The organism is Streptomyces sp. NPDC019937, from assembly GCF_040631655.1.
Lineage (GTDB): Bacteria > Actinomycetota > Actinomycetes > Streptomycetales > Streptomycetaceae > Streptomyces.
The window spans coordinates 12,639-31,753 of record NZ_JBEYAL010000011.1 but is presented as its reverse complement, the minus strand read 5'-3'; the positions used below and the strand labels follow the sequence as shown (position 1 = coordinate 31,753).

Below are 19,115 nucleotides of genomic sequence, written 5' to 3'. Positions count from 1 at the left end.
GTTCCCCCTGGTCCCTGAGACGCCGAGAGGAGGCGAAGACCAATGATCAGCTTCATGGAGACCATCAAAATGACCGATCGATCGGTCGTCGCCACCTGCCCGCTCGGCTCCTCGCTTCCCGGTACCGGTATGCCCGGCGCCAATGAAGCGCGTCTCAGCGAGCGCGGTGGACGACCGATCCAGGCACCTGCGGTAGCGGCAGCGGCACGGGCATTCGCCTATGCCCTGGCGGCCAATGGTGCCGGATCCCGGACGACGCAGCAGCACCACGACACGTGGGCCTTCCGCAGGCTCGAACCCTGGAGTTATCCAGCCTGATTCAGGATCAGGTCGGCACCTTCCAGGGCCGCGGAACCCACACCGGGATCCGCGGTCCTTTTGATTTGCCAGCGCCCGGCCACGAGCCGGACCGAACAGACGAGGAACACACCACCGTGCAACTCAATACGCACGCCCCGTCCGCAGCGACCGACCTGAACCGCCCGCCTGACTCCTCGGAGGACCCCTTGACCACCCCGCTCACCGCCCTCACCGAGCTCGATGACGCCATCGAGAACCTGGGTGTAGCCGTCCCGTGCCGCTCCTACGACCCGGAGGTCTTCTTCGCGGAGTCGCCGGCCGACGTCGAATACGCCAAGTCGCTGTGCCAGACCTGCCCGCTGCGCGAGGCCTGCCTCGCCGGTGCGAAAGACCGCCGCGAGCCGTGGGGCGTCTGGGGCGGCGAGCTGTTCGTCCAGGGCGTGGTCGTGGCCCGCAAGCGGCCGCGTGGCCGCCCGCGCAAGAACCCGGTCGCGGCATGAGCACCCCCGGCACCATCGATCGCCCAGCGACGCACGACCCCATGAAGCAGGTCCCGACGATGACCCCACCGGTCTCCGACACACCCACACGCCCTCACTCCGGTGCGCCCGAGTCGCGCCAGAACAGGACCCGAGAAATGCAACTCATCCCAGAAGCCCTGGCACGTGCGCATATGCGCCTGCAGCGCCGCGCGGAGCGGGCCTCGCTCCGTGCCCGGCGGGCGCTGGCCACCGCGGTCATGTCCTGACGCGGCCACGCGCCGGGACCGAGGGCACCTGGGGATACGAAGGAATATCAAGGGAGACGAGGGGCCGGTCCGATGCGGACCGGCCCTTCGGCCGCCCCCGGTATCAGGCCGATGTTTCCGCGTCCTCCGCCTTCTGGACGCCCTCGCTCTCCTCCGCCTCGCCGGTCTCCTCGCTCTCATCCGGCTCGGCGCTCTCATCCGGCTCGGCGGTCTCGTCCGGCTCGGCGGCGAAGCCGGTCACCCAGGCTTCGAGTTCATCCCGCAGCCGCACCGTGGCGCCCAGCTGGCACAGCACCCCGATCGTGCTCAGCGTCACCCGGTGGATCAGCAGATAAGCGGGCGGCAGATTGAGCTGGTTGCCCAGCTCGTGGACGGGTGAACTGCGATCCGCCATCCGGGCCGCCTGGCTCCGTATCCACTGCCTCTCGAAGTGGAACGCGTCGACCTGGGCCGGTTCGAGCATCGGCAGCAGGAACTCCAGCAGCGCGTCCGGATCCAGCTCGATCGTCGGCTTGACGAAGCCCTCACCCCGCATCAGGTCGTAGACCCCCGCGGCGTCACCCTCCAGCGCCATCCGCAGCGCGATGCCGATGGGCTCGGGCAGCCCGCCGGGGAGCCGGTCCACCGAGCCGAAGTCCAGGACGCCCAGCTTCCACTTCTCCGGCGGCCCGTCCGGGGCGTCCCCGATGAGCAGCCGGAAGTTACCGGGGTGTGGATCGGCGTGCAGCAGGCCGGTGCGGGACGCCCCCGAGAACAGAAAGCGGGCCAGCAGCTGACCGGCCCGGTCACGCTCCTCGGGCCTGCCCTCGGCTATCACCTCGGAGAGCGGTATGCCCTCCAGCCATTCGGTGATCAGCACCTGATCGCTCTGGTGCACCACCTCGGGCACCACGATCTCGGTGTCCTCGGCGTACTCCGTCACATGGGCGCGCTGGGACTCGGCCTCCAGCTCGTAGTCCAGCTCCTCGGCCACCCGGTCGCGCAGCTCCGCGATCAGCGGCTTGATGTCCATGCCCGGCACCAGCGGCCCCAGCACCCGGGCGAACCGGCTCAGCTGGGCGAGGTCGGACAGCAGCGCCTCACCGGCCCCCGGGTACTGCACCTTGACCGCGACCTCGCGCCCGTCGTGCCAGATCGCCCGGTGCACCTGGCCGATCGAGGCGGCCGCCGCCGGCTTGTCCTCGAACTCCAGGAACAGCTCCTGCCAGTCCGGGCCGAGCCGCTCCTCCAGCGCCGCGTGGACCGTACTGGTGGGCATGGGCGGCGCGGCCTCCTGGAGCTTGGTGAGGGCTGCCCGGTAGGGCTTCGCGATCTCCTCGGGCAGCGCCGATTCGAAGACCGACATCGCCTGCCCGAGCTTCATCGCCCCGCCCTTGAGCTCGCCGAGGACCTTGAACATCTGCTCGGCGGTGCGCTGCTGCATCTCGCGAGCGACGATCTCCGCCGGTCGCCCTCCTATCCGCTTCCCCAGCCCCCAGGTGGCGCGCCCCGCGAATCCCAAGGGCAGCGCCGCCAGTTTGGCGGTGCGGGTGATCGCCTTGCGCGGCAGATCGGACATGCGCCCTCCAAGTACAGCTGAGCCATCCCGGGAGGCAGCCTCCCGGACCCCCGTCGCCCACTCCGCGGACGTCGGTCACCCGCACATTGTGGCGTGCGGTCTCTCCGCGGCCGAGGCGTATACCGCATCATCCCGCCCGGCCGCTCCGCACTCGCATCCGGGATGCGCCTCGACGCGCTCGGCCTGCCAGGACAGGGCCGGCAGCGCCAGCTCCCAGCGGGCCGCCGCGGCACCCCCGGACGGTCCGCCGTCGAGGAAGGCCAGCGCCCGGGAGGCGGTGAGCCCGGCCACCACCGTGGCCAGCGCCGTGTCACAGGCGGGTGCGGATCCACGGCGGCCGGAGCGCCACTGGGCCAGCATCCGCGGCCACACCGGCTCCCGCTCGGCGCGGGCCGCCGCGGCGCAGCCCGCGCAGGGGGTGAGGCCCGGCAGGACAAGAGGCCCCACCACCCCCGTGGCCTCGATCACCCCCGCGTACAGATGAGGGGTGCCGGAGGCGAGCAGCGGCCCGGCCGCCGAGGGATCCGGTGCGTACGCCGCGAGCCCGTCGCGCGGGGCGATCACGACCAGGGCCAGCCCCGGCTCCCCGCCGGACGGGGGCTCCCCGGCCCGCGGCCGCGGTCGCGGGGCCGGCGCCGCCCGGCGCACCAGCCGGCGGGCGGCCACCTCCCGCCGCTCCCCGATCTGCTCGGCGGACAGCCCGCCGGGCGTCACGTCCCACGGCTCGACACAGCCGCCGTCCACCACATCGACCTGCCCGACCCCCGAGGCGGACAGCACCGCGGCGACCGCCGCCCCGACCCGCCCCGCACCGCGCACCTGCACCCGCGTCGCCCGCCGCGCGGCGAGCAGCCGCGCCGCCGCCCCCGGCTCCGGATGCAGCACCGACAGCCCCGCCGCGTCCGGCCGCAGCCGGTCGAGGGCCGGGCCGGGGCCGCTCGCCGCGGCGGCGAGCGGGCCGCCGGGTCTCGTATCGTCCAGCAGCCCGGCCGCCGTCAGCCGGTCCAGCAGCTCATCGGCCCGCCCCTCCGGCAGCCCGAGGGCCTGGGCCTCCTGCCGCAGCAGGGGCAGCCCGCGGGTGCCGTCGAGCAGCTCCAGGAAGCTGCCCGTCGCCGTGTCCAGCGGGCCCACCACCACCGCATGCGCCCGGGCCACCCCGAACTGCACCGTGTCCCGGCTCCGCCAGCCGCGCCGCAGCGCGGGCTTGAGCATGGGATGCATCGCCGCCCCCTTCGTCGATGTGCCGCACCCGCCGGTGCCGCATCGCCTCGTCGAACGGTTCACAGCATGCGCCCCGCCGCCCACCCGCCGCCGAAAGTTATCCACAGGCTGTGTTGATAGTCGTACAAGCTGTGCACGCCGGGGAGTGGTTCGCCCCGCGACCGCGCGCGAGGGCAGGACTTCCCCGGCTGCCAGCGGGTAACGTCGGGGCGTGCCCGCCGATCCTTCCCCGCGCACCGCCCCGATCCCGCCGAGCCCGCCGAGTCCGCCGAACCCGCAGAACCGGGGCTCGGGCACGAGCGCGGTCGAGGTCCGCCGGAGTTCGCGCCGGCGCAGGACCGTCTCCGCGTACCGCGAGGGCGACCGCACCATCGTGCTCATCCCCGCCCGGATGTCGGAAGCGGAGGAGCAGCGCTGGGTCGGGGTCATGCTGGAGAAGCTCGCCGCGCAGGAGAGCAAGCGGATGCTGGGCGACGCGGAGCTGGCGGCGCGCGCGGAGTGGCTGTCCGAGCAGTATCTGGGCGGACGGGCCCGGCCCGCCTCGGTCCGCTGGGTCACCAACCAGAACACCCGCTGGGGGTCCTGCACCCCGGCCGAGGGCAGCATCCGGCTCTCCCACCGGCTCAAGGGCATGCCGGAGTACGTGGTGGACTACGTCCTCGTCCATGAGCTGGCCCATCTGCTGGTGCCCGGTCACGGGCGCCGCTTCTGGGAGCTTTTGGAGGCGTATCCGCGCACCGAGCGCGCCCGGGGCTATCTGGAGGGTGTGGTGGCCGCCGGGCGGTTGCCGCATCTGACGGGCGCCGAAACGGAATCCGGCTGAGGAACCGCACCGCGCTCCCCGGCGTCGTTCAGAGTCGGCGGCAGCGGCTAGCCTGGCGCGCAATGCACTCACCGGTTTCGGGATGGGGGACGGTCGTTACGTATGGCCAGGGAATTCCAGCGCGGCCACAAGGCCAAGATCAGCGATCTGACCGCCGGGAGGGATCTGTACGTCGGTGTGCAGATCGCCGGGCCGGGGCTGTCCTTCGACATCAGCTGCTTCGGCCTCGACGCGGACGAACGGCTGTCGGACGACCGCTATTTCATCTTCTTCAATCAGCCCAAATCACCTGAAGAAGCGATACAGCAGCTCGGCGCGCAGGCCGGTGACACCGAGTCGTTCCGGGTCACGCTCGACAGCATTCCGCCGGCCATCCAGAAGCTCTCCTTCACCGCGACCCTCGACGGCGCGGGCCAGATGTCGCAGATCGGACCCGGCTACATCCGGATCGTCGCGGGCGGCGAGGAGGTGGCCCGGTACTCCTTCAACGGGACGGAGTTCAGCACCGAGCGCGCGGTGATGCTGGGCGACTTCTACCTCAAGGACGTCTGGCGCTTCGCCGCCGTCGGCCAGGGCTTCGACGGTGGACTCGAGGCGCTGCTCAAGAACTTCGGCGGCGAGGTCGCCGAGGAGGAGCCCGCGCCCGCGCCGGCGCCGGCGCAGGGTGGTGTGCCCGGTTTCGCGCCGCCCGGCCAGGCAGCCCCCGCCCCGGGTTTCGCTGCCCCGCCCGCACCGCAGCCGCAGCAGCCCGCCCCGGCCCCCGGCTTCGGCGCGCCCCAAGGCACCCCGCCCCAGGGCACGCCTCAGCAGCCCCCGGCCCCGCAGCCCGCGCCGGGCGCACCGCAGGTGCACGCGGCGCCCACGCTCGCCGCGCCGATCGTGCCGCCGGGTCAGGCGCCGCCGCCCGGCCCGGTGCCGCCTCCGGGCCCGCCCGGCCAGCCGTACCCCGGCCAGCAGCCGCAGTTCGGTCAGACGCCGGGTCAGGCGCCGCCCGCCCCGTACGGCCAGCCCCAGGGCGCGACCGCGCCCCAGGGCATGGCCGTACCCCAGGGCGGGGCGCCCGGGGTGCAGGCCGCGCTCGCCGAATACCGCGAGTCGGCCACCGGTCAGCGCTGGACGCCGCAGAACCCGCGGATGATGCGGGTCGACCTCGGCGTCGACGGTCAGCCGGTGCTCGCCCGTCAGGGCAGCATGGTGCTCTACCAGGGGAAGGTCGACTTCAGCTACAAGGGCGCGGGTGTCCGCGGCCGGATCGTCGGCAACGCGACCGGCCAGGAGATGCAGCTGATGCGCTGCACCGGCCAGGGCCAGGTCTTCCTCGCGGAGAACGCCGCCGAGCTGCACCCGATCGAGCTGCAGGGCGACGCGATCTGCGTCTCCGCCGAGAACGTGCTCGCGTTCGACGAGTCGCTGCAGCACGAGGTGCGCCGGATCGAGGGCCACGGCATCCCCGGCGGCGCGCTGTTCACGATGCAGTTCCAGGGCAACGGCACGGTCGTCGTGAAGACCCAGGGCACTCCGGTGGTGCTCCCCGTCACCCCGACGACCTTCGCCGACAGCAACGCCATCGTGGCCTGGTCCGCCGGTTCCCAGGTGATCATCTCCAGCCAGGTGCGGCTGCGCCGCAGCGCCTACCCCGGCCACAGCGGGGAGACCGTGAACCTCCAGTTCCGCGGTGCGCCCGGCAACTTCATCGTCGTCCAGCCCTACGAGGTCTGAGGGAGCCCGTCATGGACCAGCAAATGATCTCGGGCTTCGCAGCCACCCCGGTCGCGGCCCGCATGGAGAACCACGGCAGCAGCATGCTCAAGGTCGCCATGCAGAGCGGCCAGGACCTCTTCGCCCGCACCGGTTCGATGGTGGCGTACGAGGGCTTCGTGCAGTACGAGCCGAACCCGCCCGCGGTGCGCCAGATGGCCTCCCAGTGGCTGACCGGCGAGGGCGCGCCGCTCATGCGGTGCAGCGGCGACGGGCTGCTCTATCTCGCCGACTACGGGGCGAACATCGTCTGCATCAATCTCAACGGCGACGCGCTCTCCGTCAACGGCACCAATCTGCTCGCCTTCGACGCCCACCTCCAGTGGGGTGTCGAACGGGTCAAGGGCATCGCCAAGTTCGCCGGGCAGGGTCTGTTCAACGTGGGCGTCTCCGGCACCGGATGGGTCGCCCTGACCTCCCGCGGCACCCCCATCGTCGTCGACTGCGGCCGCGGCGAGGACGAGACCTATGTGGACCCGGACGCGCTCGTCGCCTGGTCCAGCGGTCTGAAGGTCAAGGGCAAGCGCAGCTTCAAGGCGTCGTCCCTGATCGGCCGGGGCAGCGGCGAGGCCTACCAGCTCGGCTTCTCCGGGCAGGGCTTCGTCGTCGTACAGCCCAGCGAGGACAGCACCGACCGGCTCCGGGCCCGGGGCTGAGGGGGAGAAGGACACATGCAGAGCCCGCTTTTCGGCTTCACCGAGACCCAGAGCGAGGACCGTTACGCGCTGCAGAACCGCAAGATGCTGCGGGTCGCGCTCAACGGCCATGAGGACGTTCTCGCCCGCAAGGGCAGCATGGTCGCCTATCAGGGGCTGATCGAGTTCGACGGCGAGTACCAGAGCGCCGGGCAGCGGCGCGCCCGCGCCCGCACCGGCGAGGGCCTGGATCTGATGCGCTGCTCCGGGCAGGGCACGGTCTACCTCGCCAACCTCGCCCAGCACGTCCATGTGATGGACGTGGACCACGACGGTCTGACGGTCGACAGCGCGTACGTGCTGGCGCTGGACTCCACGCTGCACTGGGAGTCGATCGCGGTGGACAGCCAGTTCGGCATCACCGGCTCCGGCAAGTACAACCTCAACATCTCCGGCCGGGGCAAGGTCGCGCTCATGACCTCGGGTCAGCCGCTGATGCTCCAGGTGACGCCGGACAAGTACGTCAACGCCGACGCGGACGCGATCGTCGCGTGGTCCAGCTCGCTGCGCGTCCAGATGCAGGCGCAGACGCATTCCTCGGGGGTGTGGCGCCGCCGCGGCAGCACCGGTGAGGGCTGGGAGCTGAGCTTCCTGGGCCAGGGGTACGCCCTCGTCCAGCCGAGCGAGCTGCTGCCGCCGCAGAACGCGGTGATCGGCGGCGGCGCGGCCGCCCAGTTCGGCATGGGCCAGCAGGGGGCCCGCGGGCAGAACCAGGGCAACATCTTCAGCAACTGACGGCCGCCGGACACCCCCTGGGGCCATCGGTCCGTGCCCGCGCGCTCCTCAGACCAGCGCGCGGGTACGGGCCACCAGGTGGCGCACCGACGCGTCGGCCACGTCCGCCACCTCGTCGTATCCGAACCAGCGCAGGTCCAGCGACTCGTCGCTGATCGCCGCCACCGCGTCCGGCGGGGCCACCGCCGCGTACTGCACGTCCAGATGCCAGGCGCACGGGGTGTGGTGCCGGTCGAGCCGCACCGGCCCGCCCGGCAGCAGGGTCAGCCCCGCGATGCCCGACTCCTCGGTGGCCTCCCGCAGCGCCGCGTCCGCCAGCGTGGCGTCCCCCGGCTCACAGTGGCCGCCCATCTGGAGCCACATCCGCAGCTTGCGGTGCAGCGTGAGCAGGACGCGCTCCCGCGGCGGATCGATCACCAGCGCGCTCGCCGTGAGATGCCCGTCGCCGCACGCCTTCCACATGCCGTCGGGATACGCGGCCAGATGGTCGCCGTACGCCTGCCGCAGCCGCTCCTGGTCGGCGTCGGGCGCGGGCCACTGCTCGAGGACCCGCGCCGCGTCCTTATGAAGGCTCACTTCTCGCCGTCGCCCCGCTCGTCCTTACGGTCGTCGGACGCGTGGTCGTCGGAAGCGCTGCCGCCGGAGCCCTCCGTGCGGTCCTCACCGCCCGCCGCCTCGCCGAGCATCTTGTCCAGCTCGGAGAAGTCCAGCTGCTCGCGGTGGACGAAGCCGTCCGGGTCGTCGAGGTCCTGGGCCGTCGGCAGCATGTCCGGGTGCTCCCACAGCGCGTCGCGGCCGTCCACGCCGCGCGCGTCGGTGAGCGACGCCCACAGCCGCGAGGCGTCCCGCAGCCGGCGCGGCCGCAGCTCCAGGCCGATCAGCGTGGCGAAGGTCTGCTCGGCGGGCCCGCCGCTCGCCCGGCGGCGCCGCAGCGTCTCGCGCAGGGCGTCCGCGGACGGCAGATGGGGCTTGGCGGCGGCGTGCACCACCGCGTCCACCCAGCCCTCGACCAGCGCGAGCGCGGTCTCCAGCCGGGCCAGCGCGGCCTTCTGCTCCGGGGTGTCCTCCGGCTGGAACATGCCCTGCTGGAGCGCTTCCTGCAGTTGCTCGGGGTGGGTCGGGTCGAGCTGGCCGACCGCGTCCTCCAGCTTCGCCGTGTCCACCTTGATGCCCCGGGCGTAGCCCTCGACGGCACCGAACAGGTGCGAGCGCAGCCACGGCACGTGCGAGAACAGCCGCTGGTGGGCCGCCTCGCGCAGCGCCAGATACAGCCGCACCTCGTCCTTGGGGACGCCGAGGCCGGAGCCCAGCGCCGCGATGTTGACCGGCAGCAGCGCCGCCTTGCCCGCCGGGCCCAGCGGGAGCCCGATGTCGGTCGAGCCGACCACCTCACCGGCCAGCACGCCCAGCGCCTGCCCGATCTGGGTGCCGAACATCGCGCCACCCATCGAACGCATCATCCCGAGCAGCGGGCCGGCCATGGCCTGCATCTCCTCGGGCAGGACGTCGCCCATGGCGGCGCCGACCCGCTCGGCGACCGGGTCGACCAGGTCCTTCCAGACCGGCAGCGTCGCCTCGACCCACTCGGCGCGGCTCCACGCGACGGCGGTCCCCGAGCCCGAGGGCAGCGAGGTGACCCCGTCCAGCCACAGGTCCGCCAGCCGCACGGCCTCCTGGACCGCGGCGCGGTCGGCGGGGCCGACGCTCTCGTCCTTGGTGCCGTCGGCGGTGCCGCGCGCGACGGTCTGCCGCGCGATGTCCTTGGCCATGTCCCAGTTCACCGGGCCGCCCTCGTACGAGAGCATCTGCCCGAGCTGCTGGAAGGCGGCGCCCAGGTCGCCGGGGTTGAGCGAGCCGAACATCGCCGCGAACGGATTGTCCGCGCCGCCTGCTCCGGCCGGGCCGCCCGCCCCGCCGCCGAACCCGAAGGGATTCGCGGGGCCCTGCTCGTCGCCCTGGCCGCCCTTCTTCTTACCGTCGTCGCCGTCCTCCGGCTCCTCCGGCGGAAGGCCGAATCCGAATGGGGTGTCACTCACGGGGTTCCTCGGCTCGTTGGGCCACCGGCCACTGGCCGGCGGCGGATGCCCGACATCACCACCCAGCCTAGACACCTCGCCGGTTTCCGGGCTCAGTGCTTCGCTGATCGCCGCGCTGCGGCAGGATGGGCGTTACCTGGTACGTACGTGTGCACGCGCTGCGTACTGAAGACAACCGCTGGAGACGCCCGGTGAGTTCCCCAGACCGAGAAGTTCGCGCTGCGCGAAACGATACGGCCCGTACCGCACGACGACCCGTCGTGGCCGTCACCGGTGCCGCCTCGGGCCCCGGCGCCCTGCTCACGCAGCGGCTCGCGGAGTCCGAAGAGATCAAACAGGTGCTGGCCCTCGACGAGCGGCGCGGCGAGGTGACCGAGGCGCAGTGGCATGTGCTGGACGTGCGCGATCCGGCCATCGCCGAGAAGCTGCGCGGCGCCGATGTCGTCGTGCATCTCGCCGTCGACCTGGACCTGGGCACCGACCCCGCCGCGCGCACCGCCTACAACGTGCGCGGCACCCAGACCGTGCTGACCGCGGCCGCGGCCGCCGGAGTGCGCCGGGTGGTGCTGTGCACCTCCGCGATGGTCTACGGCGCGCTCGCCGACAACGACGTTCCGCTCGCCGAGGACGCGGAGCTGCGGGCCACCGCCGAGGCCACCGGCGTCGGCGACCTGCTGGAGATCGAACGGCTGGGGGAGCGCGCGCCCCGGGCGCATCCGGGGCTGAACGTGACCGTCGTGCGTCCCGCGGTCCTGGTCGGCGGCACGGACACCGCGCTCACCCGCTACTTCGAGTCGCCCCGGCTGCTGGTGGTCGCCGGATCCCGTCCCACCTGGCAGTTCTGCCATATGGAAGACCTGGTCAGCGCGCTGGAGTACGCCGCGCTGGAGAAGGTCGAGGGGGAGCTGGCGGTCGGCTGCGACGGCTGGCTGGAGCAGGAGGAGGTCGAGGAGCTGTCCGGAATCCGGCGCATGGAGCTGCCGTCGGCGGTCGCCCTCGGCGCCGCCTCCCGGCTGCACCGGCTGGGCCTGACGCCGTCCCCGGCCGGGGACCTCGCGTACACGATGCACCCCTGGGCGGTCAGCGGCAGCCGGCTGCACGCGGCGGGCTGGCGGCCCCGGTGGACCAACGAGGAGGTGCTGGCCGAGCTGCTGGAGGAGGTCGCCGGGCGGCATACGGTCGCCGGGCGGCGGCTGGGCCGCAAGGACGCCACCACGCTGGGCGCGGCGGGCGCGACCGTCGCCCTGGTGGGCACCGCAGCGATCGTGCGCCGCGCCCGCAAGGCGCGCCGCCGCGCCTAGGCTCTCCCGGGCGATCCAGTAGTGCACCACGACGGGACGGCATACGGCACGATGGACCACATGGCACATACGCACGATCACCCCGGCGAGGGCGCGGCAGCCGACCCCATCCGCCTGCTCGCGGTCCGCGAGACCCCGCTGTCGGTGGACGAGGTGTTCGGGGCGGTCGGCGATGCCGCGGCGGGCGGTACGGCGCTCTTCGTGGGCACCGTGCGCAACCACGACGGGGGCGCGGACGTGGGCGCCCTCGGGTACTCCGCCCATCCGAGCGCCGAGGCCGAACTGCGGCGGGTGGCCGAGAAGGTCGCGGCCGACTTCCCGGTGCGCGCGCTGGCCGCCGTGCACCGGGTCGGCGATCTGGTGATCGGCGACCTGGCCGTCGTCGTGGCGGTCTCCTGCCCGCACCGCGCGGAGGCGTTCGCCGCCTGCCGCCGACTGATCGACGACCTCAAGAGCGAGGTCCCGATCTGGAAGCACCAGACGTTCGCGGACGGTACCGAGGAATGGGTGGGGATCTAGAGGGCACGCGAGACAGACAGCGTCCGGTGGGGCGATATAACAGTTACGCCATGGAGTCCACTCGGAATGGTGTACTCCACTTGCGTAACCCCCACCCTGCCGTGAGCGTTGACCTCGCGGAGGATTAGTCTGCTCATCTGTCAGTCGCGGTGCTTATCAGGGGTCGGGAGGCCGCTATGGGAGCGCTTCTCTGGTTGCTCATTCCCGTTCTCGCGGCGATAGCCGCCATGCTCTATGCCGGTTGGGCCGCGCGCAGCAACCGCAAGACCGTGGGGGACGTCGAGGAACTGGCCGGATATACGCGGTTCCGAGAGGCCATGGAACGCACGCGCACGGATACGGACGCGGCCGCCTGAGGTCCGGCCCCTCGTACGGACGGCCCCAGGAGTGGGCTGCCGTACGCGTCCCGTACTGTCGTTCCATGCCACGCCGCACCGCGACGATGCTCGCCTCCCTACTGATGCTGATCGCGCTGCTGTGCGCCGGTGTGCTGATCCCGGTGCCGTACGCGGAGATGTCACCGGGGCCGACGTACAACACGCTGGGCGAACACAACGGCGAGTGCGTGCTGCAGATCTCCGGCCACAAGGGCTGCGAGACCACCGGGGGCCACCTCAATATGACGACGGTCCGGGTCACCGGATCCGAGTACCGGATGAATCTGGTGGAGGCCGTCTACGGCTGGCTCTCCCACGACAATGTGGTGGTGCCGCACGACACCCTCTACCCGGACGACAAAACTCCGGACGAGGTGAACCAGCAGAACGCGGAGGAATTCAGCCAGTCCCAGGAGAGCGCCAAGGTCGCGGCGCTCAAGGCGCTGCACAAGAAGGTCTCCTCCCAGGTGATCGTGGGCGCCGTGGTGAAGGGCAGCCCGTCGCAGGGCACGCTGCACGCGGGCGATGTGATCAAGTCGGTGGACGGCACCGCCGTGCGCCAGCCCGACGACGTCGCCAAGCTGGTGACCAAGCACAAGCCCGGCGAGAAGGTGACCTTCTCGATCGTCCCGGCCAAGGTGGCCGCGGCCGCGGAGAAGAGCGGCAAGCGGCCGACCGAGGAGAAGCGAATCACGATCACCACCAAGAAGGCCGGTGGCCGGGCCATCGTCGGCATCCAGGCCGGGATCGACTACACCTTCCCGTTCAAGATCGACATCAAGCTGGCCGACGTCGGCGGGCCGAGCGCCGGTCTGATGTTCGCCCTCGGCATCGTGGACCGGGTGTCCAAGGAGGGCGACCTGACCGGCGGGAAGTTCATCGCGGGCACCGGCACCATCGACGACAAGGGTGTCGTGGGACCGATCGGCGGGATCGAGATGAAGACGATCGGCGCCCGCGAGGCCGGTGCCCAGTTCTTCCTCACCCCCAAGGAGAACTGCGCGGCGGCGGCCATGGACGTGCCGGACGGCCTGCGGCTGGTGAAGGTGCACACCATCGACGACGCGCTGAAGGCACTCAAGAGGATCCGCTCGGGCGACACCGCAGGTCTGCCCCGCTGCGCCGCCGGCTGAGCGGTGCGTACCACCACGTGAGGCGGCCGGCCGGACACCTGTCCGGCGGACCGCCTCACGTCGTACTGCCCTGTGTCGGTCGCGCCCCGGCGTCAGTCGGTGGCGAAGGTGGCGGCCAGCGCGTCGGCGAGACCCGGTACCAGGCCGGCCCCGGTCAGCACCTCCGTCGTGGCGTCCTTCTCGCGCAGCCGCACCGCCGACTCGCGCTCCCCGCCCCGCAGCACGGCGACCGTCATCCGGACCTCCTGGCGCTCCGGGTGCTCCGCGACCCAGGTCGCCAGCTGGGCGTCGTCCAGGTCCTTCGGCACGGAGGACTCGGCGGACGGCGGCAGCATCAGCCGCTCCACGGTCATGGCGCAGCCGATCACGGCGTCGGGCCAGGCGATGGTGGCCAGGAATTCGTCGAGCGGGGCCTGGGAGGGCAGCTCGTCCTGCTCGATGGGGGTGAGGGACGCCGCGGGCTCGTCACTGTCCTCGTCGAGCCCGAGCTGGCCGGCCAGCTCGGGCTCCTGGGCGCGCAGCTGCGCGGTGTCGACGAGGGCGAAGAGCCGGGCGGGCTGATCCCAGCCGAGCCCGGAGGCGTACTCGTCGATTTCCAGGACGGCGCGGGTGAGCGGATTCGCGGCAAGAGGGCCGGTACCGGGGGTTGCGTTGGACATGGTTCATATCGTGCCCTGATCGGACCCGGAATCGGGAACTGAGTAAAGCCTGAGTAAGTTGCATCAGGTGGGCCCACCTGTCCGGGCCCGTACAGAGCCCGTACAGACAACAGCGAACTTCGAGGTGCGCACCTTGGCTTTCCAGATGCCGGACCGCGGCGGAGGCCCGACGGGACCGCGGATCAGAGTCGGCCGGCCGTCCCGGCGCGTCCGGACCCTGTTCATGACCCTGGGTGTGCTGGCTGTGCTGGCCATGCTCTTCGTCATGTTCGCGGGGTTTTGGACGGATTGGCTCTGGTATCGCTCGCTTCATTACTCGTCGGTCTTCAGCACCACCCTGCGGACGAAGATCGGGTTGTTCTTCGTCTTCGGCCTGCTGATGTCCACGGCCGTCGGGGTCAACATCTGGCTGGCGCACCGGCTGCGGCCGCCGCTGAGCGCGATGTCGATGGAGCAGCAGAGCCTCGACCGGTACCGGATGGGCATCGCCCCGTTCAAGAAGTGGGTGCTGCTCGCCGTCACCGCGCTGGTCGGGCTGATCGCCGGGGCCTCCGCGGCCGGTCAGTGGCGGCTGTGGCTGCTGTGGATCAACAGCGTGCCCTTCGGCCAGAAGGACGCGGAGTTCCACAAGGACGTGTCCTTCTTCGCCTTCGACCTGCCCTGGTACCGCTTCCTGCTGAGCTTCGGCTTCGCGGCCACGGTGCTCTCCCTGATCGCCGCGGCCCTGGTGCACTACCTCTACGGGGGCCTGCGCGTCACCAGCCCGGGAGCCCGGGCGACCGGCGCGGCCACCGGCCATCTGTCGGTGCTGGTGGGCGTCTTCGTGGCGCTGAAGGCGGTGGCGTACTGGCTGGACCGGTACGGCCTGGCGGTGAAGTCCAGCGACTTCAAGGCGACGGACAACTGGACCGGTCTGCGCTACGTCGACGCCAACGCCTATCTGCCCGCCAAGACGATCCTCTTCTGCATCGCGGTCATCTGCGCGCTGCTGTTCTTCGCGACGCTGTGGCGGCGCACCTGGCAGCTTCCGGTGATCGGTTTCGGGCTGATGGTGCTGTCGGCGATCCTGATCGGCGGGCTCTACCCGGCGATCGTGCAGAAGTTCCAGGTCCAGCCGAACGAGCAGGCCAAGGAGTCGCCGTACATCAAGAAGAACATCGAGGCCACGCGCAAGGCGTACGGCATCGACGACTCCAAGGTGGCGGACTACACCGGCAAGACCGACGACAAGGGCGGCGCCGCGCTGCGCCAGACCGCCGACTCGACGGCCAGCTACCGGCTCATCGACCCGAGCGTGGTCTCGCCGACCTTCCAGCAGCTCCAGCAGAAGCGTAAGTACTACCAGTTCCCGTCGACCCTGGACGTCGACCGCTACAAGGACGCCGACGGCAAGGACCAGGACACCGTCGTCGGTGTGCGCGAGCTGAACCTCGCCGGTGTGCCCAAGCGGAACTGGATCAACGACCACTTCACCTACACCCACGGCTACGGCATGATCGCGGCCAAGGGCACCACCCCGGACCCCGAGGCGGACCAGCAGGGCGCCCCGGACTTCACCGAGGCCGGGCTGCCCACCAGCGGTGGAGGGGTGGGCTCCGGGCGCTACCGCCAGCAGGTCTACTACGGCGAGAAGACCAACCAGTACTCGATAGTGGGCGGCCCGCAGAAGGAGCTGGACTACGAGGACAACGGCGAGAAGACCACCAGCTACAAGGGCAACAGCGGGGTCAGCCTCTCCAATCCGGTGAACCGCGCCGCCTACGCGGTGGCGTTCGCCGAGCCGCAGATCCTGTACTCCGGCGCCATCGGCGAGGGTTCGCGCATCCTGTACAACCGCACGCCCAAGGAGCGCGTCGAGAAGGTCGCCCCGTGGCTGACCATCGACGGGGACGCCTACCCGGCGGTGGTCGACGGCCGCATCAAGTGGGTCGTGGACGCCTACACCACCACCAACGGCTATCCGTACGCGTCACGGACCACCCTGGGCGACAGCACGGCCGACTCGCTGAGCGGCCAGGACCGTTCGGTGGTCGCCCAGCAGAACAAGGTCAACTACATCCGGAACTCGGTGAAGGCGACCGTCGACGCGTACGACGGATCCGTCAACCTCTACGAGTGGGACACCAAGGACCCGGTGCTCAAGACCTGGGAGAAGGCGTTCCCGGGCACGGTCAAGCCGAAGAGCGCCATCAGCGACCAGCTGAAGGAGCATCTGCGGTATCCGCAGGACCTGTTCAAGGTCCAGCGCGAGCTGCTGACCCGCTACCACGTCACCGACCCGCAGCAGTTCTACAGCGGCAGTGACGCCTGGCAGGTGCCGGACGACCCGACCCGCAAGGACGGCAGCGCGGTCCCGCCGTACTACCTGAGCATGAAGATGCCGGACCAGCAGAAGCAGGCCTTCTCGCTGACGACGACCTTCACCCCCAACGGGCGGCCCACGCTCGGGGCCTTCATGTCCGTCGACGCCGATGCCAAGAGCAAGGACTACGGCACGATAAGGATGCTGAAGGTCACCAATGACGTACCCGGTCCACAGCAGGTGCAGAGCAAGCTGAACGGCACCCCCGAAGTGGCCGAGTTCGTGCGGAACCTCCGGGGCACCGACTCGGACATCGAGTACGGCAACCTGCTGACGGTGCCGTTCAACGGGGGCTTCCTCTACATCGAGCCGGTGTACGCGCGCGGTGGCAACTCCAACTACCCGCTGCTGAAGAAGGTGGGCGTCTCCTACAACGGCAACGAGCCCGCCTTCAAGAACACTTTGCCCGAGGCGCTGGACGCGGTCTTCGGGGAGGAGGCCTCCGACGGGCAGCAGCCGCCGGACGACAGCACCGGGAAGCCGAGCGCCGACCCCACGGTGCAGGAGGCGCTGAAGGACGCCCAGACGGCCTGGGAGGACAGCCAGAAGGCGCTGGAGCAGAAGCCGCAGGACTGGGACGCGTACGGCAGGGCCCAGGAGGACCTCAAGGACGCGCTCGACAAGGCGGCCAAGGCGGAGCAGAAGGCCGCCGACAAGCAGGCGGACGAGCAGGCCGGCAAGCAGAACCAGCCGCGCGGCCAGAGCGGCGGCAACAAGGGCGGCTGACGCCCCGACCAGGGGAAACGACCGAGAAGAGGGCGCCCCGCGCCGTGGTACGGTAGTGACACGACGGCGCGGGGTGGAGCAGCTCGGTAGCTCGCTGGGCTCATAACCCAGAGGTCGCAGGTTCAAATCCTGTCCCCGCTACTGACAGACAAGGCCCGGATCCGCAAGGATCCGGGCCTTGTTGTGTGTCTACTCAACGATTCGGGATACAAGCGTTTGGGTTGTCTCTCTGTGGGCAAGTCGACAAAACGCTGAAGTGACCTCACTGGCTGCGGTATACCAGGTGTACGCCGGATGCGGGTGATGCCACGATGGAATTTATGGGGGACAGGGTCAGTCTGTTGGAGACAGGGCGTTTTGCGCACACGCATGACGATGCCGAGGACGAGACGCGGCACCGCCGTGCGGCCGAGTCCGGCGATACGGCGTCCATGAGCGCGCTCGGCGCGCTCCTGCTGCGGCGCGGCGACCTCGACGGCGCCGAGCCGTATCTGCGCGGGGCCACCGCCGCGGGCGACCGCGCCGCGGCCAACAACCTCGGTGTCCTCCTCCATCAGCGCGGGTACGCCGACGAGGCGGCCGGCTGGTGGCGCATCGCCGCCGTCGCCGGCTCCGCCGCGGCCGCCCACGCCCTCGGCCGCCACCACCGTGAGCGCGGCGACGAACCGGCCGCCGAGTACTGGCTGCGCCAGTCCGCCGAATCCGGCCACACCCTGGGCGCGTACGCCCTCGCCGACCTGCTCGAACACCGCAGCGACATCGGCGCCGAGCGGTGGTTCCGCGCGGCCGCCGAGCGCGGCCACCGGGAGGCCGCCTACCGCCTCGCCCGGATCCTCGACCACACCGACGACGAGAGCGGCGAGGAGCGCGGCCGGCCCGCCGCCGACGCGGAGCCGGAGGAGGCCGAGCAGTGGTACCGGCAGGCCGCCGCGCGCGGCCACCGGCGCGCCGCGCTGCGCCTCGGCACGCTGCTGGAGAAGCGCGGCGAGACCCAGGAGGCGGGCCGCTGGTACCTGACGTCCGCCAAGGACGGCGAGCCGCGCGCCGCCTGCGCGCTCGCCTTCCTGCTGCGCGACGCGGGCGACGCCGACAGCGCCGCCGTCTGGTGGCACCGCGCCGCCCAGGACGGCGACGGCAACGCGGCCAACGCCCTGGGCGCGCTGCACGCCGACCGCGGCGAGACCCAGACCGCCGAGCGCTGGTACCGGGCCGCCCTGGACGCCGGGGACATCAACGGCGCGTACAACCTCGGCCTGCTCTGCGCCGAGCAGGGCCGTACCGCCCAGGCCGAGCAGTGGTACCGCCGCGCCGCCTACGCCGGGCACCGCGAGGCCGCCAACGCGGTCGCCGTCATGCTGCTCCAGCGCGGCGACGCGGCGGGCGCCGAGCCGTGGTTCTCCAAGGCGGCCGAGGCGGGCAGCGTGGACGCCGCGTTCAACCTGGGCATCCTGTACGCGGGCCGGGACGAGGAGCGGGCGGCCCGGCAGTGGTACGAGCGGGCCGCGGCCGCCGGGCACACCGAGGCCGCCCTCCAGGTCGGCATCGCGCTGCTGCGGGAGGGCGACCACCAGGCGGCCGAGCGCCATCTGCGCTGCGCCGCGGGCGGCGGCAGCGCCGAGGCCGCCTTCCGGCTGGCGGCGCTGCTGGACCGCTCGTCGGTCGGCGGCGACCCCGCGGCGACCGGCACCGGCTTCGGCTCGGGGACGCGGTTCCCGGTCGCGCCGGACGACGGCTCCGTGCCCGAGTACGAGGAGTGGTACGAGCGGGCCGCCCGCCAGGGCCACCGGCGCGCCCAGGTGCGCGTCGGGATGCTCGCGGCCGCCCGGGGCGAGGTGGTCGAGGCCGCCCGCTGGTACCGGATGGCCGCCGAGGCGGGCAGCAGCAACGGCGCGTTCAACCTGGGGCTGCTGCTGGCCCGCGAGGGCAGCGAGCCGGAGGCCGCCCTGTGGTGGACGCGCGCGGCCGGGGCCGGGCACGGCCGCGCCGCGCTGCGCCTGGCGCTGCTCGCGGCCCGCCGCGGCGCGCTGGCCGAGGGGCAGCGATGGTGCGCCCGGGCGGTCGAGCTGGGCCCGGCGGAGGTCGCCGAGCGGGCGGCCCGGCTGCGGGACGCGCTGCAGCAGGAGCTGACCGCGTAACCCCCAGGGGAACCGGTTTGCTTCTGGCG

Annotated in this window: 18 protein-coding genes and 1 tRNA gene; 14 read left to right on the top strand and 5 right to left on the bottom strand. The window is 71.7% G+C overall.

Annotation, left to right across the window (positions count from 1 at the left end; genetic code table 11):
• Window positions 1-42 precede the first annotated feature (42 nt).
• The 3 genes from ABZ562_RS13300 to ABZ562_RS13290 all read left to right on the top strand — a co-directional run bounded on the left by ABZ562_RS13300 (window position 43) and on the right by ABZ562_RS13290 (window position 1,048).
• Window positions 43-318, top strand: a complete 276-nt coding sequence (locus ABZ562_RS13300) for a hypothetical protein (RefSeq protein WP_361477525.1) — start codon at window positions 43-45, stop codon at window positions 316-318.
• Window positions 319-434: 116 nt separating this feature from the next.
• Window positions 435-800, top strand: a complete 366-nt coding sequence (locus ABZ562_RS13295; protein WP_361477522.1) for a WhiB family transcriptional regulator — start codon at window positions 435-437, stop codon at window positions 798-800.
• Window positions 797-1,048 (top strand): hypothetical protein, encoded by a 252-nt coding sequence (locus ABZ562_RS13290; RefSeq protein ID WP_055548006.1) that lies wholly within the window; start codon window positions 797-799, stop codon window positions 1,046-1,048. The genes ABZ562_RS13295 and ABZ562_RS13290 overlap by 4 nt, the downstream gene beginning before the upstream one ends.
• Window positions 1,049-1,151: 103 nt before the next feature.
• Here ABZ562_RS13290 and ABZ562_RS13285 read toward each other — a convergent pair whose 3' ends face one another.
• Both ABZ562_RS13285 and ABZ562_RS13280 read right to left on the bottom strand, forming a co-directional pair.
• The gene (locus ABZ562_RS13285) at window positions 1,152-2,606 is read right to left on the bottom strand and encodes an AarF/ABC1/UbiB kinase family protein (protein WP_361477518.1); all 1,455 of its coding nucleotides are present in this window, start codon (window positions 2,604-2,606) and stop codon (window positions 1,152-1,154) included.
• A 75-nt stretch (window positions 2,607-2,681) separates the two neighbouring features.
• On the bottom strand, window positions 2,682-3,827 hold the full coding sequence (locus ABZ562_RS13280) for a ThiF family adenylyltransferase (RefSeq protein ID WP_361477515.1): 1,146 nt from the start codon (window positions 3,825-3,827) through the stop codon (window positions 2,682-2,684).
• 244 nt (window positions 3,828-4,071) lie between these two features.
• Between ABZ562_RS13280 and ABZ562_RS13275 the strand changes: the two genes are divergently transcribed.
• The 4 genes from ABZ562_RS13275 to ABZ562_RS13260 all read left to right on the top strand — a co-directional run bounded on the left by ABZ562_RS13275 (window position 4,072) and on the right by ABZ562_RS13260 (window position 7,838).
• A complete protein-coding gene (locus ABZ562_RS13275) occupies window positions 4,072-4,650 on the top strand; it encodes a M48 family metallopeptidase (RefSeq protein ID WP_361477975.1) in 579 nt (192 codons plus the stop codon).
• Between the two features lie 102 nt (window positions 4,651-4,752).
• On the top strand, window positions 4,753-6,369 hold the full coding sequence (locus tag ABZ562_RS13270; RefSeq protein ID WP_361477512.1) for a TerD family protein: 1,617 nt from the start codon (window positions 4,753-4,755) through the stop codon (window positions 6,367-6,369).
• Between the two features lie 11 nt (window positions 6,370-6,380).
• On the top strand, window positions 6,381-7,064 hold the full coding sequence (locus ABZ562_RS13265; protein WP_055547996.1) for an AIM24 family protein: 684 nt from the start codon (window positions 6,381-6,383) through the stop codon (window positions 7,062-7,064).
• A 15-nt stretch (window positions 7,065-7,079) separates the two neighbouring features.
• Entirely contained in the window at window positions 7,080-7,838 is a 759-nt protein-coding gene (locus ABZ562_RS13260; RefSeq protein ID WP_055547993.1) for an AIM24 family protein, read from the top strand.
• Between the two features lie 48 nt (window positions 7,839-7,886).
• On the opposite strand, the gene ABZ562_RS13255 is transcribed toward ABZ562_RS13260, so the two are convergent.
• Both ABZ562_RS13255 and ABZ562_RS13250 read right to left on the bottom strand, forming a co-directional pair.
• Window positions 7,887-8,414 carry an NUDIX hydrolase gene (locus ABZ562_RS13255; protein ID WP_055547991.1) on the bottom strand — a complete coding sequence of 176 codons (528 nt, stop codon included), beginning with the start codon at window positions 8,412-8,414 and terminating at the stop codon, window positions 7,887-7,889.
• Window positions 8,411-9,874 carry a zinc-dependent metalloprotease gene (locus ABZ562_RS13250; protein WP_361477508.1) on the bottom strand — a complete coding sequence of 488 codons (1,464 nt, stop codon included), beginning with the start codon at window positions 9,872-9,874 and terminating at the stop codon, window positions 8,411-8,413. Before ABZ562_RS13250 ends, ABZ562_RS13255 begins: the two co-directional genes overlap by 4 nt.
• A gap of 191 nt (window positions 9,875-10,065) precedes the next feature.
• Between ABZ562_RS13250 and ABZ562_RS13245 the strand changes: the two genes are divergently transcribed.
• The 4 genes from ABZ562_RS13245 (at window position 10,066) to ABZ562_RS13230 (ending at window position 13,204) form a co-directional block, all read left to right on the top strand.
• Complete coding sequence (locus ABZ562_RS13245) at window positions 10,066-11,175, top strand: NAD-dependent epimerase/dehydratase family protein (RefSeq protein ID WP_361477505.1); 1,110 nt, start codon at window positions 10,066-10,068, stop codon at window positions 11,173-11,175.
• Between the two features lie 60 nt (window positions 11,176-11,235).
• The gene (locus ABZ562_RS13240; RefSeq protein WP_361477502.1) at window positions 11,236-11,694 is read left to right on the top strand and encodes a molybdenum cofactor biosynthesis protein MoaE; all 459 of its coding nucleotides are present in this window, start codon (window positions 11,236-11,238) and stop codon (window positions 11,692-11,694) included.
• A gap of 176 nt (window positions 11,695-11,870) precedes the next feature.
• On the top strand, window positions 11,871-12,050 hold the full coding sequence (locus tag ABZ562_RS13235) for a hypothetical protein (protein ID WP_361477500.1): 180 nt from the start codon (window positions 11,871-11,873) through the stop codon (window positions 12,048-12,050).
• A 65-nt stretch (window positions 12,051-12,115) separates the two neighbouring features.
• The gene (locus tag ABZ562_RS13230) at window positions 12,116-13,204 is read left to right on the top strand and encodes a PDZ domain-containing protein (RefSeq protein WP_361477497.1); all 1,089 of its coding nucleotides are present in this window, start codon (window positions 12,116-12,118) and stop codon (window positions 13,202-13,204) included.
• 92 nt (window positions 13,205-13,296) lie between these two features.
• On the opposite strand, the gene ABZ562_RS13225 is transcribed toward ABZ562_RS13230, so the two are convergent.
• Window positions 13,297-13,863, bottom strand: a complete 567-nt coding sequence (locus tag ABZ562_RS13225) for a PPA1309 family protein (RefSeq protein ID WP_361477494.1) — start codon at window positions 13,861-13,863, stop codon at window positions 13,297-13,299.
• A gap of 145 nt (window positions 13,864-14,008) precedes the next feature.
• Here ABZ562_RS13225 and ABZ562_RS13220 point away from each other — a divergent pair, with 145 nt between their 5' ends.
• The 3 genes from ABZ562_RS13220 to ABZ562_RS13210 all read left to right on the top strand — a co-directional run bounded on the left by ABZ562_RS13220 (window position 14,009) and on the right by ABZ562_RS13210 (window position 19,086).
• On the top strand, window positions 14,009-16,951 hold the full coding sequence (locus ABZ562_RS13220; RefSeq protein WP_361477971.1) for a UPF0182 family protein: 2,943 nt from the start codon (window positions 14,009-14,011) through the stop codon (window positions 16,949-16,951).
• A gap of 67 nt (window positions 16,952-17,018) precedes the next feature.
• Window positions 17,019-17,092, top strand: a tRNA-Met gene (locus ABZ562_RS13215).
• Between the two features lie 170 nt (window positions 17,093-17,262).
• Window positions 17,263-19,086, top strand: a complete 1,824-nt coding sequence (locus ABZ562_RS13210) for a tetratricopeptide repeat protein (RefSeq protein WP_361477491.1) — start codon at window positions 17,263-17,265, stop codon at window positions 19,084-19,086.
• Window positions 19,087-19,115 lie beyond the last annotated feature (29 nt).

Excerpts from the sequence above, each read along its gene's own strand:
- ABZ562_RS13265 (WP_055547996.1), top strand. The coding sequence starts at position 6,381 with ATGGACCAGCAAATGATCTCGGGCTTCGCAGCCACCCCGGTCGCGGCC.
- ABZ562_RS13285 (WP_361477518.1), bottom strand. The coding sequence starts at position 2,606 with ATGTCCGATCTGCCGCGCAAGGCGATCACCCGCACCGCCAAACTGGCG.
- ABZ562_RS13235 (WP_361477500.1), top strand. The coding sequence starts at position 11,871 with ATGGGAGCGCTTCTCTGGTTGCTCATTCCCGTTCTCGCGGCGATAGCC.
- ABZ562_RS13290 (WP_055548006.1), top strand. The coding sequence starts at position 797 with ATGAGCACCCCCGGCACCATCGATCGCCCAGCGACGCACGACCCCATG.
- ABZ562_RS13260 (WP_055547993.1), top strand. The coding sequence starts at position 7,080 with ATGCAGAGCCCGCTTTTCGGCTTCACCGAGACCCAGAGCGAGGACCGT.
- ABZ562_RS13220 (WP_361477971.1), top strand. The coding sequence starts at position 14,009 with ATGCCGGACCGCGGCGGAGGCCCGACGGGACCGCGGATCAGAGTCGGC.
- ABZ562_RS13210 (WP_361477491.1), top strand. The coding sequence starts at position 17,263 with ATGGAATTTATGGGGGACAGGGTCAGTCTGTTGGAGACAGGGCGTTTT.
- ABZ562_RS13280 (WP_361477515.1), bottom strand. The coding sequence starts at position 3,827 with ATGCATCCCATGCTCAAGCCCGCGCTGCGGCGCGGCTGGCGGAGCCGG.
- ABZ562_RS13270 (WP_361477512.1), top strand. The coding sequence starts at position 4,753 with ATGGCCAGGGAATTCCAGCGCGGCCACAAGGCCAAGATCAGCGATCTG.
- ABZ562_RS13300 (WP_361477525.1), top strand. The coding sequence starts at position 43 with ATGATCAGCTTCATGGAGACCATCAAAATGACCGATCGATCGGTCGTC.
- ABZ562_RS13230 (WP_361477497.1), top strand. The coding sequence starts at position 12,116 with ATGCCACGCCGCACCGCGACGATGCTCGCCTCCCTACTGATGCTGATC.
- ABZ562_RS13240 (WP_361477502.1), top strand. The coding sequence starts at position 11,236 with ATGGCACATACGCACGATCACCCCGGCGAGGGCGCGGCAGCCGACCCC.
- ABZ562_RS13225 (WP_361477494.1), bottom strand. The coding sequence starts at position 13,863 with ATGTCCAACGCAACCCCCGGTACCGGCCCTCTTGCCGCGAATCCGCTC.